Source organism: Streptomyces gobitricini (assembly GCF_039532985.1).
GTDB lineage: Bacteria > Actinomycetota > Actinomycetes > Streptomycetales > Streptomycetaceae > Streptomyces > Streptomyces gobitricini.
This window is the reverse complement of sequence record NZ_BAAASR010000007.1, coordinates 143,103-157,326: the sequence shown is the minus strand read 5'-3', so window position 1 is coordinate 157,326 and position 14,224 is coordinate 143,103. Positions and strand designations below refer to the sequence as shown.

Sequence of the window (14,224 nt, the reverse complement as noted above, 5' to 3'; positions counted from 1 at the left end):
TGATATCGACGCGTCCTACGGTTACGTGACGCATGAGAAGACCGGCAGCGGCGGCACGCGGATCACCCCGGGAGTGCCGTCGGCCCCTACGGGCCGGGGCATCCCTATTCATCGGACGGCGTGACGTCCGGGTCCCTCAGCCCCTTCATTAGCTCGGTGATGACCTCGCGGTCCCGCTCCTCGTTGCTGTAAGGGCCCGGTGCGGCGGTCTCCTGACGGGGCGCGAAACGTGGCACCTCACGAAGCTTGGCGAACCGATCGACCAGCTTCTGGATGGTGGCAAAGTCCTCAGCGGACTCGTCGTCCGCTCCACCTTCGTAACCTTGGTCGAACAGGAACTGCAGCAGCATGTCCAGCGGCTCAGCGTCGAGCATGGACTCATCCTCGCCAGCGACCAGGTGAAGCGCGTCGAGCGCCAACTCGACGAGGGCCTCCAGAGGGGGGCCGCTCAGCGAGCCGCCGGGAATCTCCTCCAGGTATTCGTAAAGGCTGATGGCCCCGTACCAGTCGCCGTCCTCCACCTGCCCCGCAAGCTCCATCCGGATTACGTCCGCCACCTCACCGGCAAAGCGCGCCACGTCCTCCGGGGCGATGAGCAGGCTTCCTGCCATGGCGTGCACCAGACTGACGAGGTGCTCGACATGCTCGCCATGCCAGTGGGCCGAGCCCCTCTCCTTGACGACATGCGCGGCCAGCGGGGCAGAGTCCAGCAGCTCGGCAGCCTCCAGGATCCACCGCAGGTTGGACGCCTCGCTCTCGTCCGCGATTTCAGGGGACCACTCGACGATATCCGCCGTCTCCAGCACCGCCGACTCTGTCCGTGCGGCTTCCGCCTTGAGCTGCGCGAGGATGCCCGCCCCATCCGCCATTCCGGCCGCGTCGATCAGGCTGTGAATCTGCACCGGGTCGACCAGCGCGCCCAGGAGCGCGGCCATCGGGGCCCGCCCGGCGTTGAGATGGAAGCGGAGGTAGTCCGCGATCGACGGATTGTGGAAGGACACAGCGTGCTGCTCAACGGCTACCATCGTGCCGTCCAGCACCTGCAGCGCCCTGCGGAAGGTCCGGACGTCAGCCTCCAGCCCACGCTCCTTGCGGTACCAGGACCAGGATTCGCTCAGCGTGTCCAATGTGGCCGTGCGCAGGGTGAAGAGGACTTCGAGCAGATGCACCGCTTCGTCGGTCAGATCGTTCTCCACGATCCGCTCCCAGATGCGGCGAGGATCGTCGAGGTTCTTCCGTACGGCAGCGGCGACGTCCTGCTCCCGCCGGGTGGCGAGCCGGAGCGTCTCCTCGATCAGCCGGGGGCTGAAGTTGCGGTGCTCGACGATGGGCTGCCACACCGCCGGGTCGGCGAACGGCTGCTTCTGCTCGGCGGGCAGCTGCGCGTGGTGGACGTGGTTGTAGAGGATCTGGCCCCTGGCACCGAGGCTCAGGTCGGTGAGGTGGACGACGCTGGTCGCCTCCGAGACATCCGGGGCGCCGAGCCTGTCGTGCTTCAACAGGGCGTGCTCCAGGATGTAGTCACGAGTTGTCATCACCAGTGCCTTGTCCAAAGCCTCCTGGATTTCCCGGATGATGTCGATGAGGCGGGCGTCCTCGTTCTTGTTGAGCGGGGACTCCAGCGTCGTCTGGCCCAGGAAGTCGTCGTAGAGGAACAGTTGGGGCGTGTCCTCGCGCCACAGCGCCGTGATCTCCTCGGCGTCCTGCGAGATCTCGTGCACCTCGTAGCCGTTGCCCATGAGCCACGCCGCGAGCATTAGGGCCACCGTCGTCTTGCCCACCCCCGGAATCCCGGCGATGACGCAGACGTGCTGCTCGTCCAGGATGGCCTTCGCCCGGTCGAAGCCCTCGTGCGGTACGAAGGTGTCTGCCGCACGCGGTATGCGCTTGCGCAGCCAGGACGAGCGCACGTACTTCTCCTGGTTCAGCACCGTCTGCAGTACGGCGGTGCCGCTCAGCCAGAGACGGAAATGGCGCCGGACGAGCTCGGGTCTGCTCTGCAGTTCGGCGACGATCTCGTCCACCCCGTAGAGGTCGCCGGTGGTGTGTACGTAAGGAGCGAACGTGTCGCGGATCGTGTCCTTGCCGTCCACGGTTAGGCCCACGCTCGTGGCGATGAGGTACCGGTCCGGCTTCAGTGCGTGGACCTTGGGGAGCTCGTCCTTGATCAGACGCTTCGTCAGGGTCGCCTGCGCGGCCTTGGGCCAGTGCTTGCACTGGACGACCGTCGTGGTTCCGTCCGCTGTCGTGTGGCGCAGGTCGATCCCCTGGTCCCGGCCACGCGGAAAGAGCTCCAGCGGCACTCCGAGAATCTCACCGAAAAGATCCCGGCAGATGACCTCGAAGTCATGATCCGTAAGGCGTCCCAAGTCGAAAGAATCCATGCCGCCTTCGCACAGTCGCAGTGGTGCCGTCAGGCTCCATTCTTCACTGGCCGAACCTGCGGAGGATTGTGCGGTCAGGCGTGGACGAAGAAGGCCGGCTCATAGACGTCTGCCGTGCCGACGTCCTCGCCGCGTGGCGTCCTTGAGGTCCTTCTGGGTCGACTTCAGATCGCCCACGCCGTCCTCGACGACGCGCCGGGCCGCGTCCGCCACCTTCGCGGCGCTCTCCAGCTGGCGCTCGACGTCGTCGATCATCTTCCAGGCGTACGGGGCCGCCGCCCCTTCCCAGTAGCCCTTGTCGCGCAGCGGCGTGAGCACCTCGTCGTGCATGCGCTTGCCAAGGCCCTTGATGTCCCGGTGGATGCTTTCCCAGCGCTCCGCCAGGCCGTCCAGCGCTGACAGGTCTACGGCCAGCAGGGAGAGGTAGAAGGTCTCCGCCATCAGCAGTTCTCCAGTGCCGAGCGGACCCGCACCTGGCCGGCGGTGTGGCCCACCGCGGTGTCGGCCCGGGTGTAGGTGCCGTCGCTGGACCGCAGGCTCTCGGCGATGTGCGCGAGCCAGGCCGTGACCGTGCCGGCCTGCCGCTCCCACTGCCGGAGGGCGAGCCGGACCGCCCGCGCCGACCCCAGGCCCTCCAACGCACCCACCGCCTTCAGCGCGGGCTCCTCCAGCGACGCGGCCGGCTTGTAGAAGTGGTTATAGATGTCGTCGATCTGGCCGGCGGCCTTCTTGAGCACACCTGGGGCGATCTTCAGGTCGACCGGCCGTCCGCCGGAGGGCGGCGGCTGGAGGAGGCCGGGAGGGTCTGGGCGCAGCTGCGGCCGGTTCAGCGGGTCGGCGGTGCTACCTGCGGACGGTGCGGTGTAGTGGCCCTCCCAGCCTGGGAGGACCTGGTGCCGCTCGATTTCGTCCGGGGATAGCGGAAGCTTCGCCCCGTCCGGCTCCGGAAGCCGGTCGTCCCCTGTGGCCTTGCCGTCGCTGCCCGCGGCTTTGCCTTCGCTCATGTGTGATCCCCCGTTCGGTGTCACCCCTTAGGTAATCATGGCGATGGTCGGATGATCACATCCAGGATGGAGGTCCTATAGCGCTGGTCGAGGCATGTCGTGCGGCAGCTTCTTTGGCGGTTCCGGCCAGGACGAGTCCAACGCGTTCCGCACCGTCCGGCACGTCACGCCGTTCTTGCTCAAGTTCGCGCATCGACATGCCGTCGCGATGTTCACGCCGTCGCCGCATACAGCTCGGCCTTCGACATCCGCGGTATGACCAAGCACCTATCACCAGGAGCATCCCGATGCTGGCCCACCGGCCGGTGGAGAAGTGGGGGGCCCAGGACTCTCCGGGGCGACCGTGGCCTTCTCGAGGGGTGTTCACGAGTGCGCCTGACCAGGCGGGACAGAGACGGCTGAAGATGGCTTCCCAGTTGGCCGAAGATCGTTTCTCACTGATGGGGTGGCCCCTCGATATGGAGTGGAGTTGGGGCGGCTACGCAAGGCAGAGTGGGACAGTGAGTGAACTGTGGGCACATACCCTGACGTGGGCAGATGTGGATCCGACTCAGCATCCGTTCGAGATGGACGACGATGCGGCGGAGAAGTTGGCGAGCCTTGTCGCGCCCTTGCTGCTCAACGCTGACGTCGCTCGCGAGGATCGCTGGCGTTCGCTGGATCCCGTCACCGAGTTCTTGGCGGGCCGGTACGGCCGATGGGCCTGCGGATGGAACTGGTCAGTCGGCGAGGGTGACGTCGACGGAGGCGTCGTCGAGGTGTGGTGCTGTTCATCCGACTCCGTGACGACCCCGGATGCGACTGCCCCGCTGGTTGTTGAGGCTCTTCAGGAATGGCGTGGTTGGCTGGAGGACCTGGCGGAGCGGTTCGCGGCCCTGGCTCCACCGGATAGTACGCCGGTGTCTCCGGCGGACCTTTGGTACTGGGAGCGGGCGTGCACGCGCCTGGTCACCGTGGTGGCTGACCGCACCCAGGCCGAGAGCGGCTGGTACGGGCATTGCATGCAAGTCCTCCGATGGTTTCTCGCCTACAACGGCATCGACGAGGGCCAGGCCGAGGAGATCGTCAAGAACGCGGTCGGCGGCCGGTTCGGCAGTTGGATCGCACCTGACGTTCCGGTGGTCGACGCAGTGAGTTCGCGGTTCGCCAGAGGCGTGGGTGGCATCAGATGACTTCCGGGCCCGGCCAACCGAAGGACAGCCTTGCCGACTGGCTGCTCATCCGGCCGGAGATCTCCTGGCCGTCCTGGCGCGGCGCACGCCTCGTCTCGGAAGCGCCGGCCCGCGACGGCTTCCGGAATTTCTTCATGGCAACGCGAGGCGGACGTGACAGCGAAGGAACCACGCGGGTCCTGACCGCCCTTGAGATGGCCTTCGCCGACGCTGAGCAGGGCAAGCCGCTGACCTTCGCCCTCATGTCGAAGTGGCAGCGGGTTGTGCTGGGCCACGACCTGGTCGATTTCCGCACGATGCCGGCCTTCGCGAAGGGCGGACGGGAGCGCTACGGTCTTGCACCGGATACGCAGGCGCTGTTCGAGCGCTGTCTGTCTGATCGCTCTCAATCTGATCTGCCCCTCCCGTCACGCGCTGCCCGGACCTACCTCGACATCCTCTTCTTCCATCCGTTCGAGGACGGCAACGCCCTCGCGGCCATGCTGGCGTTGGCGTTCGTCCTGGCACGCGAAGGCGTCCTCCTCGACCAGCTTCAACCACTGCAGACCACCCGCTGGGCCGACGACGCAGAAGGCGCGGCCGATCTGGCGGTGCTACTCGGAATCCTGATCACCGCTGCGGAGCGGCGTCTGTCCCACGGGAGGCAGTCATGAACAAACGCGACATCCTGCTCAACAAGCTCGCTCAGGGGCTGCGCCCGATGACAGAGGGCATCGAATGGTTCGACGGCCTCGGCCCGGAAGAGCAGTCCGAGGTACTGCTGTTCCTGCGCCATCACTGCGTCCAGGCGCGCGCAGTCACCGAGGACGCACCGGAGAGCATCCACCGCGCCGGGCTGCGTCCGACGTGGCTTTGTTCACGAGGATGGGCAGCAGATGTTCACCACTTCGGGAGGCGCCGCAGCACACCGGGAATTCGAACACCGAGTGAGTCGCTTGCCGTAGTCCGAGGCGGCGGCTGGCACTTACCCGCGCTGCGTTGATACTCCACGACGGTGGCAGGTGCCGTTCCCGCAGCGGATGAGAAAACATGTTGGCCGGCTGCCGGTGAGCTGCGAAGATGCGTCTGCTTTCCGGCCGGAGGAAATTTGTTCGTTTTCGTGTGTGCGGGATGCGGTGCCGAGTTGACCATCCCGCTGTCCCAGGTCTCACTGCCAGTCCACGCCCGTCAGCAGTACGGGAACGGGGCCCAGCTTCCGGTGCTCATGGAGTCAGGGACGTTTGCCGTGGACCCGGATCCCTGGGGAGGGCCGTGGCGGCTGTGGGACGAGATTGATCCGGGCGAGGCTGAGGCACGCGGCATCTACGCGCCGGCCCACGCCCTGTCCGACGGCACGCCCGGGGCGAGTGTCATCGCGCCCGGTGATATCCGTGGAACCCGGCTGATTCCTGAGAAGCGTGGCGGTGCCTGCTGTGGCCTCGACGGGGCCGACGGACCCAACATGGCCTGCGAGGCATGCGACCTCCCCGTGGCGACCAGGGTCGACGACTGCTCGCTCTGGCAGATGGTGCGCCTCGGCTCGGACGTCGTGCACCGCGTCCCCGTCGACGGTATCCACGCCGCGCCCCTCTCCTGGGCGGAGCTGGCAGAGAAGGGGGAGAAAACGCCCCCGTTCGAGCCGATCGCCACGTGGGGAGGACGGCTGGGGCCGGACCATTACTGGTCGTGGAGTCCGCAGTGGGAGGCGGCAGCCGGCCAGGCGCTCGCCCACCTGTTGATCGCCTCCCAGGGGCAGCCGGTGAAGGTCCCGGACGGCCTGACCGCGGACGTGTTCCAACGCGCGCTCGACGCCTTGCTGCCAGCAGGCACCCTGAAGCGGCGCGCTGTCCTGGCCGGCCCGGGACAGCCCTCCCCGGACGCGGGCGTCGACATCCTCCTCATCCCCGTCCATCCCCAGACGGGCCGGACCTGGACCCCTGCCGACCTGACCGCACCGGCATACCTGGTGCCCCTGCCGCTGGGGGTGTGGCTGTGGCTGGTCTCTCCCGAACCGAACCTGCCGGTTCCCGCGTCGGGCCGCATAGCCCAAGACGTCCTCCGCGACGACCCGCTTCCGCTGCTCCCCAACCACCTGTTCCGGGCCGACCGGGGAACGTTCCAGCACACCTTGGTCCGGCTACCAGCCGTGCGCAGCCCGCGGTTGCGCGCGATCCTCGAGAACCTCACGCAGAGCACCTCGGCTGGCCTCTTCTAGCTGTCCGGCAATCGAATAGCACCAGACTCTCGTGCCTCCCAAAGTGGTCGATATCTGCTGCCCAATCTCGGGCTATGGTCCACTTCTTGTGGTCGCGTACGCAGCGTGACGGTTGGCCGTCGTTCGACGGCGTTTGAGGTCGCCCGAAAATCGACCCGCTGGAGGGTTATGGCGTCGAAGGTTCTGCGCCGTGAACAACGTGCGGCCGCAGCTGGAAGAGCTGCTGCTCTGGTCGGTGGAGAACATGTCAGTGGAGTCGGTCGACGTGGCTGACGCTGTCGTGAGAGTGCAAGCCCGGTCGACGGCCCGGCGGGCGGCCTGTCCGGGCTGCGAGTGTTGGGTCGAGTCGAATACACGGCTCCTACCTGCGGTTTCCCTGTGATCTGCCCACGGCTGGCAGGTTTGTCGTGGTGTCGTTACGGGTGCGCCGGTTCGGTCGGCGAACGGAGCGGCTGCGATCGACGCTGGTCTCTGTCGGCCTCGCGCTGGCGGGACGGGCCGGCGCCCGGATGGCAGACGCTTTCGGGGTGCCCGTGAGCCGGAATACCCTGCTGAGGCTGATCACCTCGCTGCCGGATCCGCCCACCGCCACGCCCCGCGTGGTCGGAGTCGACGAATACGCTCAGCGCAAAGGCCGGATCTACGGAACCGTGCTCGTCGATGTCGAGACGCGCCGCCCCGTGGACCTCCTGCCGGATCGGGAGGCAGACACCCTCACGGCCTGGCTGTCCGAGCGGCCCGGGATCGAGATCATCTGCCGGGACCGTGCCCTCTTCTATGCCGAAGGCGCCACCCGCGGTGCCCCGCAAGCTCTCCAGGTCGCCGACAGATGGCACCTCTGGCGCAACCTCGGCGAAGCTGCGGAGAAGTGTGTCTTCCGGCACCGAGCTTGCCTGCGGCCGGCACTGTCACCACTGGAGGAGCCGCAGTTGGCGCCGGAAGGGACCGGGTTGTCGCGCTGGCCGGCTGGCCACCGGTTCGCCGAACGCACTCGCGCCAAGCATGCAACCGTCCACGCGCTTCTGGCTGCCGGCCATAGCAAGCGGTCCATCGCTCGGCAGCTCGGCATGGGCCTCAATACCGTTCTCCGCTTCGCCCGCGCCACCGAGCCGGAGCAGTTGTTCACCGGCCAGTGGCAAAGTCGCCCCACCAAGCTCGATGCCTTCAAGCCCTACCTCGACCAGCGATGGCAGGAGGGCTGCACCAACGCCTGGAAACTGTGGGAGGAGATCAAGAAGCAGGGTTACCCGGACGGTTATGGCAACGTTCGCGCCTACGTCAGCCGGGATCTACGCGGCAAGCCCCAGCCGGTCGGCCCCCGGCCGCCATCCGCCCGCGCCGTTACCCGCTGGATCCTCACCCACCCCGACGCCCTGGCCGAGGGTGACCGGCTCCAGCTCAAGGCAGTGCTGGCCAACTGTCCCGAACTGGACGCACTCGCTGGGCACGTCCGTTCCTTCGCCCACATGCTGACCCAGTTGCAAGGCCATCAACTGCCGGCATGGATCGAGGCCGCGGCCACCGCCGACCTGCCCAGCCTCCAGCGATTCGCCCGGCACCTGGAGCGCGACCTCGACGCCGTCACCGCCGGGCTCTCGCAGCCGTGGAACTCCGGGGTCGTCGAGGGCCATGTCAACCGGATCAAGATGCGGAAGCGCCAGATGTCCGGCCGCGCCGGCTTCGAACTCCTCCGCAAGCGCGTTCTGCTCTACACGTGACACCCGGGCATATCTCTGGCTCGTCGACGGCATAGCTTCGGCCTGTGACCCACAACCGTCGCCAGACCGAGCAGCCTCACCCCGCCGCGCTCCCTCCCTTTCAGGCGCTGCTGGACGGCACAAACTGGGCGTCGCTCGCCACGGCCTGCGGCACGGGTGAATCCCTGCCGGCGGCGCTGGCACTCCTGACCAGCTCGGACCCGGTCATCAGGCAGTCCGTTCTCCAGGATGCGCTGGGGCCGGTGACTCACCAGAACAGCATCTACGAGGCCACGGTGCCCGTGGCGCTCTACGTCGCGGCGATCCTCAACCATCCAGCCGTCACGGCAGGCGATGACAGTCGGGACGCCAAGACGTCCCCGAACCGTCCAACTCTCGTGCGGCTGCTCGAGTGGCTCGGCGACACCGCCTACGACGCAGACGACGAGTGCGTGGCCATTGGCGAACGTCTCTACGGTGAGGGATTTCTTGATGAGTACGAGGAGATGCGTGCGTTCCGGGACGCGCGCCCGGCGATCTTCTCCGCTATTCGTGCCCTTCTCGGTCACGCCAACGCCGATGTGCGCCACACCGCCCTTGTCGCTGCCATCCCCCTCATCGAGCACCCCCTCCTCACCCAGCATCAGGCCGCTCTGGCCAGCTATGCCCGACGTCTACTGGCCACCAGCACTGACCGGCGTCACCGAGACCGCGTCCTGGACGCGCTGAAGGCTTGGCGTCACGACACCAGCGGCCTGGAGGACGCGTCCGACATTGCAGCCCGTGAGCACTACGCCCTCCTCAGAGCTGCACGTGCTTCATGGGAAGGCGGCTACAGCGAAGACCCGCCGTTCTGACTCAGGGTCCAAACCACTCCGAATCATCCGCTGATCACCCTGCGTGGTCGCACCACAAGAAGTGGACCAGAGCCCAATCTCGTGCACAAAGTCATCCGACGCATACACCCGCAGTGCAGATCTCACGAGGCCGAATCGACCAGCAACTGGGGAAGATCGCCGGTCTCGCACCTCTCGACGACCGCCGCAAGCCTTCAGGCTGCTGATCGCCGTGCTCGCGATCGCCGACGCGCGACGCCGCGAGCGCTTCTGCTCCGGCGGCTGCAGTCACTGGTGGCACAGACTGTCCGCCGCCTGAAGGCCACTTCCCGGTCGAACGACTTCTGCGGAGCGGATCAGTCCCACCAGAAGTCCCAGCGGTGGGCACCGGTGATCCGCTCGGCGTATGCGGCCAGTGTGTACGGCCTACTGCCCTGCCAGATGTTGTCCGGGCAGAAGGCGAAGTGCTCGGCCGCGACCAGGAGGGCCTCGTGCTCGTCCACCGGTGGTGCGGCGACGCTGAGGTACAGCGTGGAGAAGCCGACCGCGACGACACGAGCACCGAACCGGTGCTCCCAATCTCGGACGACCGCTGAGAACTTCGCAGTGTCATTGTCGTAGTTGCAGGGCCCGGGCCAGCCCGCGACCGTCAGCGCCTCGGCACCGGATGCCGCAGCGACAAGCCCCAGGCGCGTCTGGCGGCGGTCAGAAAGGAACGCCTGCGCGAACTCGGCGGCCAGTTGATCGGGGTTCGTTGTCGTCTCCCGACTGGACGCGAGACCGGGCCAGGTCTGCCCGAAGGGGGCCGTGACGGCGAGGCGCCTATCGTCGTCGAGCATGTCGTCGTCTTCGTCGACGGCTGTGTAGGTCGTCCACCACAGGGCGAGGAGGTCGACAGGGTCGTGGCTTGGGAGGACATCTGCTCGGGGAAGACCTCCCCGGATTCCCATGGGCGGAATTCCCTGTCGCTCGGGTCCAGCGAGTCGAGCAGCAGCGGCCACAGGCCGGAGCGTGTGTGTTCGGCGGGCATCCGCGTCCACAGCTCGGCCGTGGCCGGCCCGTCACTGAGCCAGAGGGGTTGTACATCTCCGTCGCCCTCATCGGACGTGACCATTCGACCGGGCGGAAGCATGCTTTCAAGGCCCAATCGGGTTTCAGGGTGCATGGGGCGGATGCTGGCGCTGTGACCAGGAAGCATCACTGGGAGGGTCCCATCACTCGATCGCGGAACTGCTGGAAAACGTGCCAGCCCGACGTCTGCCCCGGAGCGTTCAGGTACCCTTCGGCGCAGTCGAGCGCCTTGCATCGCAGAGCCTCGGCGAGACGGAGGACGGGCGTCAGCACGTCGTCGCTGGAGCCCCGGATGTGGAGCATGACGGAGTCCACTGGGTCTTCTGAGCCGATGTTGAGCTCGATGGACCACGTGGGGCCGGAAAGTTCGCCCCACGCGGGGTCCGAGAGATCAACATCGGGCACGGCCTGGGTGACAGCCGCGAGTACGTCGTGTCGCCGGCCGAGCGGGTCCGGGGTGTAGTCGGCGGGGATCTCCTGCACCGAGGTGACGTCGTCGGGCAGGCGGAGGAGGATCACGTCCCAGCTCATGATGGCCTTCCGGATAGGTGTCGAGTAGCGGTTGCGGTGCGGCAGTTCAGGCTGGGCTCTGTCGGAATCACGGGATGTTGCCGACTGCTGCCAGTACGAATACAGCGCGGTCAAGGCGGGGAGCCTGCGGGCCACCTCTTCACAGTGGTCAAAATTGAAGTCCCAGGCAGGATCCAGGTCCGGGTACCGGATGGTGAAGGCATCGGCGGGAAGTTCCTGGCCGGTGGCCTTCTGGTGTGCGTTCCAGACGATGCTCAGCATGTCTTCGCAGTCGAGGTCGATACCCTCAGCCGCGGCAGTGCGGACGTGGGAGAGCTCGGCAAGTGTGTCGGGGGCTGCAAGGACACGCTCGAATGTCGTACGTCCTTGTGCGATCAGCCAGCCGCGGAAGTAGTCGAAGCCGTCGTCCGAGCAGCCGCCGTTGGCGACCTACGCGGCAGCCCACAGCCGGTTCTGGTAGGAGTCGGCCATGAGATCCCACAGGGTCTGCTGTGCCACGGTGATCTCTTGGGCTGAGCGGCGAGCAAGCAAAGCGGAGGCACAGTCGGCGATGTCGGAACCGTCCCTCGTGTCAGGTACGTGTTCACGGGCTTTCTCGATCAACGTCCAGAACTGCTCCTTATTCATGGTCGCGAGCATGCCACTGCGTACTGACATCGGCTCCCGGCACGGTGCCTGTCAGAGGGCACGGCTACCGTGCTGGCGTGCCGAACTCATATACGACGTTGTGGACCAACGACTTGTGCCGAGAGCTTGAGCGGTCCGGCTATACCGGTCAGCGACTGACGATGCTGTTCGGCGGGCCACACCAGTCGCTGCCGAGCTTCCAGCGCGCGGGGGTGCAGCCTGGCGACCGCATCTACCCCGTGCGTGTCCACCGCACCCGCCTCCATGTGCTGGGGATGCTGGAGGTAGCCCGAATCGTTCCCTACGAGAACGCCGGCTCGGTGCTTCCCGATGACGACTACGTGAAGTTGCTGGACTGGCGCCCGCTCAAGGCCGGATGTGTCACTGAAGTGCTCGTCGGACCGCCAGGTGTCCCACTCACGTTCGACACAGTCGTCCCGGGTGACCTCCTGGAACGGCTGACATTCACATCTCGTCGTGGCGAGCGGCTGCTCAGGTACGTCGAGGACGGACGGCTGATCCGCTCGGTGAGCCTCCAGGGCATCTACCGCCTCACCGCCGACTCCGCCGAGGAGCTTGACCAGCTGGTTCGCCACGACAGCCCGAGCGGAGGAGCCGATGAAGTTTGATGAAATCAAGGCGTCCTTCTGGAGCGGACACTCCTACGGTGTCCACCCCGCCTTGACCCAGGCGACTGTCGCCGACGCGGAGGAAGCCCTCGGGCTGCGACTCCCCGAATCACTGCTCGACCTTCTGCGTGTGCAAAACGGCGGCGGTGTCACGGCCGACCGGGATGCCTTTCCGACCCATCAGCCGACCTCGTGGAGCGAGGACCACATCCCGTTCACCGAGTTGATGGGGATCGGCACAGGCGGGCACGGCTTGTCGCTGTTGGACACGCCGTACCTGGTGGAGGAGTGGGGACTGCCGTCTCCAGTCGTGCTGCTGTCCGGTGACGGTCACTACTGGATCGGGCTCGATTACCGGGCCTACGGCGCGTTGGGGGAACCGTCGGTGACCTGGTTCGACACCGACTCCGGCGCAGAACTGCCGCTCGCGGCCGACTTCCGGGCATTAGTGGAGGGCCTTCAGCCTCTCAGCCGGTTCGAGTGAGCGGCCGTGGAGCCGGTCGAACGTCCGGTTTTCGCATGTTGCGGCGGAACGAAAGGCGCTGGTGGGGATGGCCTCCAGCTCTACTGCGACAGCGTGGATGATGGTGCGGTGACGAGCATCAGCGGAGACCACGTGAAGGTTCATTTCCGCATGGATGTGGATGAGGAGGGCTGGCCGTCGGCAAGCGTCGAGAGTTTGTGGGCAGTTGATCTCGGCGACGGCTCGGTGCGGTTGGACAACACGCCCTGGTTCGTACGCGGAGTCGCCAGCGGGGACATCATCCGCGTGGAACCCGACGAGGAAGGTGTTCGCTGGGCCGGGGAGACGGTCCGGGCCTCGGAGCACTGCAGCTCCCGCCCGATGCGGATCTGCCACGGATTCGGAAGCTCTTGGAGCACGGCAAGGGTGAGGGATGGTGGCACTGGGAGGAAGGGTGTGTCACCGTCGCTTGGCGATCCACGGCCACCGCTTGACCTGTGTGTTGGCGGTGATCGTCTCCCTCGGATGCCGTGTGCTCAGCCTCGATTGCTTTCCGCCCATTCGTCGCTGTTCCACATGACGGGCGTGGCACCGACAGGTTCGAACTTGATGTTGGCGTCGTTGCTGTGGACCAGGCTGAAGAAGCGTCGTTGGAGTACGGCCGCGTGGCGGGCCTGGTCGGCGATGATGTCCAAGACGATCTGGGCTGCTCTGGGGCAAGCGGCGGCGAAGCGATCGTAGTCGGTGAGGGACAGGACGAGTCCGGCGCCTTCGGGTGAGTCGTCGTAGCCTCCGTAGCAGGCCACGTCGCCGAGGCAGTCGTTCAGCGCGTCCAGATTGTCGCCGTAGTAGTCGGGAAAGTGCAGCGCAGTGGCGAACGCGCGGTGCATGTCCTGTTCCGTGGTCCACTCGCCTGCTGCAAGGCGGACGACGCGGAAGCCAAGCTCTTCCATCCGCAGCACGGCTTGAGTGAGGAGCCGTCGGCGCCAGAAGAGGGTGACGAAGGTGTTGCTCATGTACTCGATGCCGGGGAGCCGAGTCGTCTCGGTGGTCTGCCCCGAAGCACATGAGGCGTCGCTTCGGTAGGCGTCGAGGAGACGGAAGAACTCCTCGAGGGGAGTTGAGCCGTCGGGGGTGTTGCGTTCGATGTCGGCTGCCCAGGTGAGGGAGCTGGCGATGCCGCGATACTCACGGAGCCAGCGACTGAAGTCGTCTTCGGGCCAGAAAGCCCAGGGTTCGTCGATGCTGTGCACGCCGAGTGCTACCCGGTAGCCGGTGAGCATGGACTGCAGATCGTGAAGTGAGCCGCTGGGCAGCCACATGCCGGGCCGGAGACGAATCTGGTCCAGGAAGTCGTACACGTCCGTGCAGTCCTGCCAGTGCTTGGCAGTGGGGCCCGGGCTGTCTTCGGTCGGCATGTTCCGACTCTACGGCGTGGACGAGTGTTGTCGTCCGTGGCAGGGCGTCACCCTGGCCATCCCCATTACCGTTTTGGTGGCCCCGCAATAGGGCGCCCGGCCTCCGGAGTTGGCATGACTTTCTCCCCCTGTCGAACGCATGGCCCGGGGGGTGGTGTCACCGGCTCCGGAGGCATCGACAGACCGCTGATTAGGGGC

At 66.5% G+C, this 14,224-nt stretch carries 13 protein-coding genes and 3 pseudogenes; 10 read left to right on the top strand and 6 right to left on the bottom strand.

Annotated features, from left to right (window positions below):
* Positions 1 to 104 precede the first annotated feature (104 nt).
* From ABD347_RS07935 to ABD347_RS07925, 3 genes are all read right to left on the bottom strand, one after another.
* Positions 105 to 2,384: an nSTAND3 domain-containing NTPase gene (locus ABD347_RS07935; protein WP_344358206.1), complete on the bottom strand. Its 2,280-nt coding sequence runs from the start codon at positions 2,382 to 2,384 to the stop codon at positions 105 to 107.
* 99 nt (positions 2,385 to 2,483) lie between these two features.
* Positions 2,484 to 2,825: a hypothetical protein gene (locus ABD347_RS07930; RefSeq protein WP_344358204.1), complete on the bottom strand. Its 342-nt coding sequence runs from the start codon at positions 2,823 to 2,825 to the stop codon at positions 2,484 to 2,486.
* Positions 2,825 to 3,388, bottom strand: a complete 564-nt coding sequence (locus ABD347_RS07925; RefSeq protein WP_344358202.1) for a hypothetical protein — start codon at positions 3,386 to 3,388, stop codon at positions 2,825 to 2,827. Before ABD347_RS07925 ends, ABD347_RS07930 begins: the two co-directional genes overlap by 1 nt.
* Before the next feature lie 500 nt (positions 3,389 to 3,888).
* Between ABD347_RS07925 and ABD347_RS07920 the strand changes: the two genes are divergently transcribed.
* The 7 genes and pseudogenes from ABD347_RS07920 (at position 3,889) to ABD347_RS07890 (ending at position 9,606) form a co-directional block, all read left to right on the top strand.
* A complete protein-coding gene (locus ABD347_RS07920) occupies positions 3,889 to 4,560 on the top strand; it encodes a hypothetical protein (RefSeq protein WP_344358199.1) in 672 nt (223 codons plus the stop codon).
* Positions 4,557 to 5,213: a Fic family protein gene (locus ABD347_RS07915; protein WP_344358197.1), complete on the top strand. Its 657-nt coding sequence runs from the start codon at positions 4,557 to 4,559 to the stop codon at positions 5,211 to 5,213. The genes ABD347_RS07920 and ABD347_RS07915 overlap by 4 nt, the downstream gene beginning before the upstream one ends.
* A complete protein-coding gene (locus ABD347_RS07910) occupies positions 5,210 to 5,542 on the top strand; it encodes a DUF5958 family protein (RefSeq protein ID WP_344358195.1) in 333 nt (110 codons plus the stop codon). Before ABD347_RS07915 ends, ABD347_RS07910 begins: the two co-directional genes overlap by 4 nt.
* Before the next feature lie 105 nt (positions 5,543 to 5,647).
* Positions 5,648 to 6,754: a hypothetical protein gene (locus tag ABD347_RS07905; RefSeq protein WP_344358193.1), complete on the top strand. Its 1,107-nt coding sequence runs from the start codon at positions 5,648 to 5,650 to the stop codon at positions 6,752 to 6,754.
* A 190-nt stretch (positions 6,755 to 6,944) separates the two neighbouring features.
* A pseudogene (locus ABD347_RS07900) lies at positions 6,945 to 8,472 on the top strand (transposase).
* 44 nt (positions 8,473 to 8,516) lie between these two features.
* Positions 8,517 to 9,308: a hypothetical protein gene (locus ABD347_RS07895; protein ID WP_344358187.1), complete on the top strand. Its 792-nt coding sequence runs from the start codon at positions 8,517 to 8,519 to the stop codon at positions 9,306 to 9,308.
* Between the two features lie 43 nt (positions 9,309 to 9,351).
* Positions 9,352 to 9,606 carry a DUF5958 family protein gene (locus ABD347_RS07890; RefSeq protein ID WP_344358185.1) on the top strand — a complete coding sequence of 85 codons (255 nt, stop codon included), beginning with the start codon at positions 9,352 to 9,354 and terminating at the stop codon, positions 9,604 to 9,606.
* 37 nt (positions 9,607 to 9,643) lie between these two features.
* On the opposite strand, the gene ABD347_RS07885 is transcribed toward ABD347_RS07890, so the two are convergent.
* Both ABD347_RS07885 and ABD347_RS07880 read right to left on the bottom strand, forming a co-directional pair.
* Positions 9,644 to 10,237, bottom strand: coding sequence for a DUF4253 domain-containing protein (locus ABD347_RS07885; RefSeq protein ID WP_344358182.1), 594 nt, complete (start codon positions 10,235 to 10,237; stop codon positions 9,644 to 9,646).
* A gap of 247 nt (positions 10,238 to 10,484) precedes the next feature.
* Positions 10,485 to 11,516 (bottom strand): annotated as a pseudogene (locus ABD347_RS07880) (DUF4240 domain-containing protein).
* 77 nt (positions 11,517 to 11,593) lie between these two features.
* Between ABD347_RS07880 and ABD347_RS07875 the strand changes: the two are divergent.
* The 3 genes and pseudogenes from ABD347_RS07875 to ABD347_RS07865 form a co-directional block, all read left to right on the top strand.
* Positions 11,594 to 12,145 carry a hypothetical protein gene (locus ABD347_RS07875; RefSeq protein WP_344358181.1) on the top strand — a complete coding sequence of 184 codons (552 nt, stop codon included), beginning with the start codon at positions 11,594 to 11,596 and terminating at the stop codon, positions 12,143 to 12,145.
* Entirely contained in the window at positions 12,135 to 12,629 is a 495-nt protein-coding gene (locus ABD347_RS07870) for an SMI1/KNR4 family protein (RefSeq protein ID WP_344358178.1), read from the top strand. Before ABD347_RS07875 ends, ABD347_RS07870 begins: the two co-directional genes overlap by 11 nt.
* 150 nt (positions 12,630 to 12,779) lie before the next feature.
* Positions 12,780 to 12,917 (top strand): annotated as a pseudogene (locus ABD347_RS07865) (DUF4265 domain-containing protein); the annotation flags it as partial.
* 227 nt (positions 12,918 to 13,144) lie between these two features.
* On the opposite strand, the gene ABD347_RS07860 reads toward ABD347_RS07865, so the two are convergent.
* Positions 13,145 to 14,026, bottom strand: a complete 882-nt coding sequence (locus tag ABD347_RS07860; protein ID WP_344358175.1) for a barstar family protein — start codon at positions 14,024 to 14,026, stop codon at positions 13,145 to 13,147.
* Positions 14,027 to 14,224 lie beyond the last annotated feature (198 nt).

What these genes read in the sequence shown, in the direction of transcription:
- ABD347_RS07910 (WP_344358195.1), top strand. Translation starts at nt 5,210, where the DNA reads ATGAACAAACGCGACATCCTGCTCAACAAGCTCGCTCAGGGGCTGCGC.
- ABD347_RS07915 (WP_344358197.1), top strand. Translation starts at nt 4,557, where the DNA reads ATGACTTCCGGGCCCGGCCAACCGAAGGACAGCCTTGCCGACTGGCTG.
- ABD347_RS07870 (WP_344358178.1), top strand. Translation starts at nt 12,135, where the DNA reads ATGAAGTTTGATGAAATCAAGGCGTCCTTCTGGAGCGGACACTCCTAC.
- ABD347_RS07885 (WP_344358182.1), bottom strand. Translation starts at nt 10,237, where the DNA reads ATGGGAATCCGGGGAGGTCTTCCCCGAGCAGATGTCCTCCCAAGCCAC.
- ABD347_RS07860 (WP_344358175.1), bottom strand. Translation starts at nt 14,026, where the DNA reads ATGCCGACCGAAGACAGCCCGGGCCCCACTGCCAAGCACTGGCAGGAC.
- ABD347_RS07935 (WP_344358206.1), bottom strand. Translation starts at nt 2,384, where the DNA reads ATGGATTCTTTCGACTTGGGACGCCTTACGGATCATGACTTCGAGGTC.
- ABD347_RS07925 (WP_344358202.1), bottom strand. Translation starts at nt 3,388, where the DNA reads ATGAGCGAAGGCAAAGCCGCGGGCAGCGACGGCAAGGCCACAGGGGAC.
- ABD347_RS07930 (WP_344358204.1), bottom strand. Translation starts at nt 2,825, where the DNA reads ATGGCGGAGACCTTCTACCTCTCCCTGCTGGCCGTAGACCTGTCAGCG.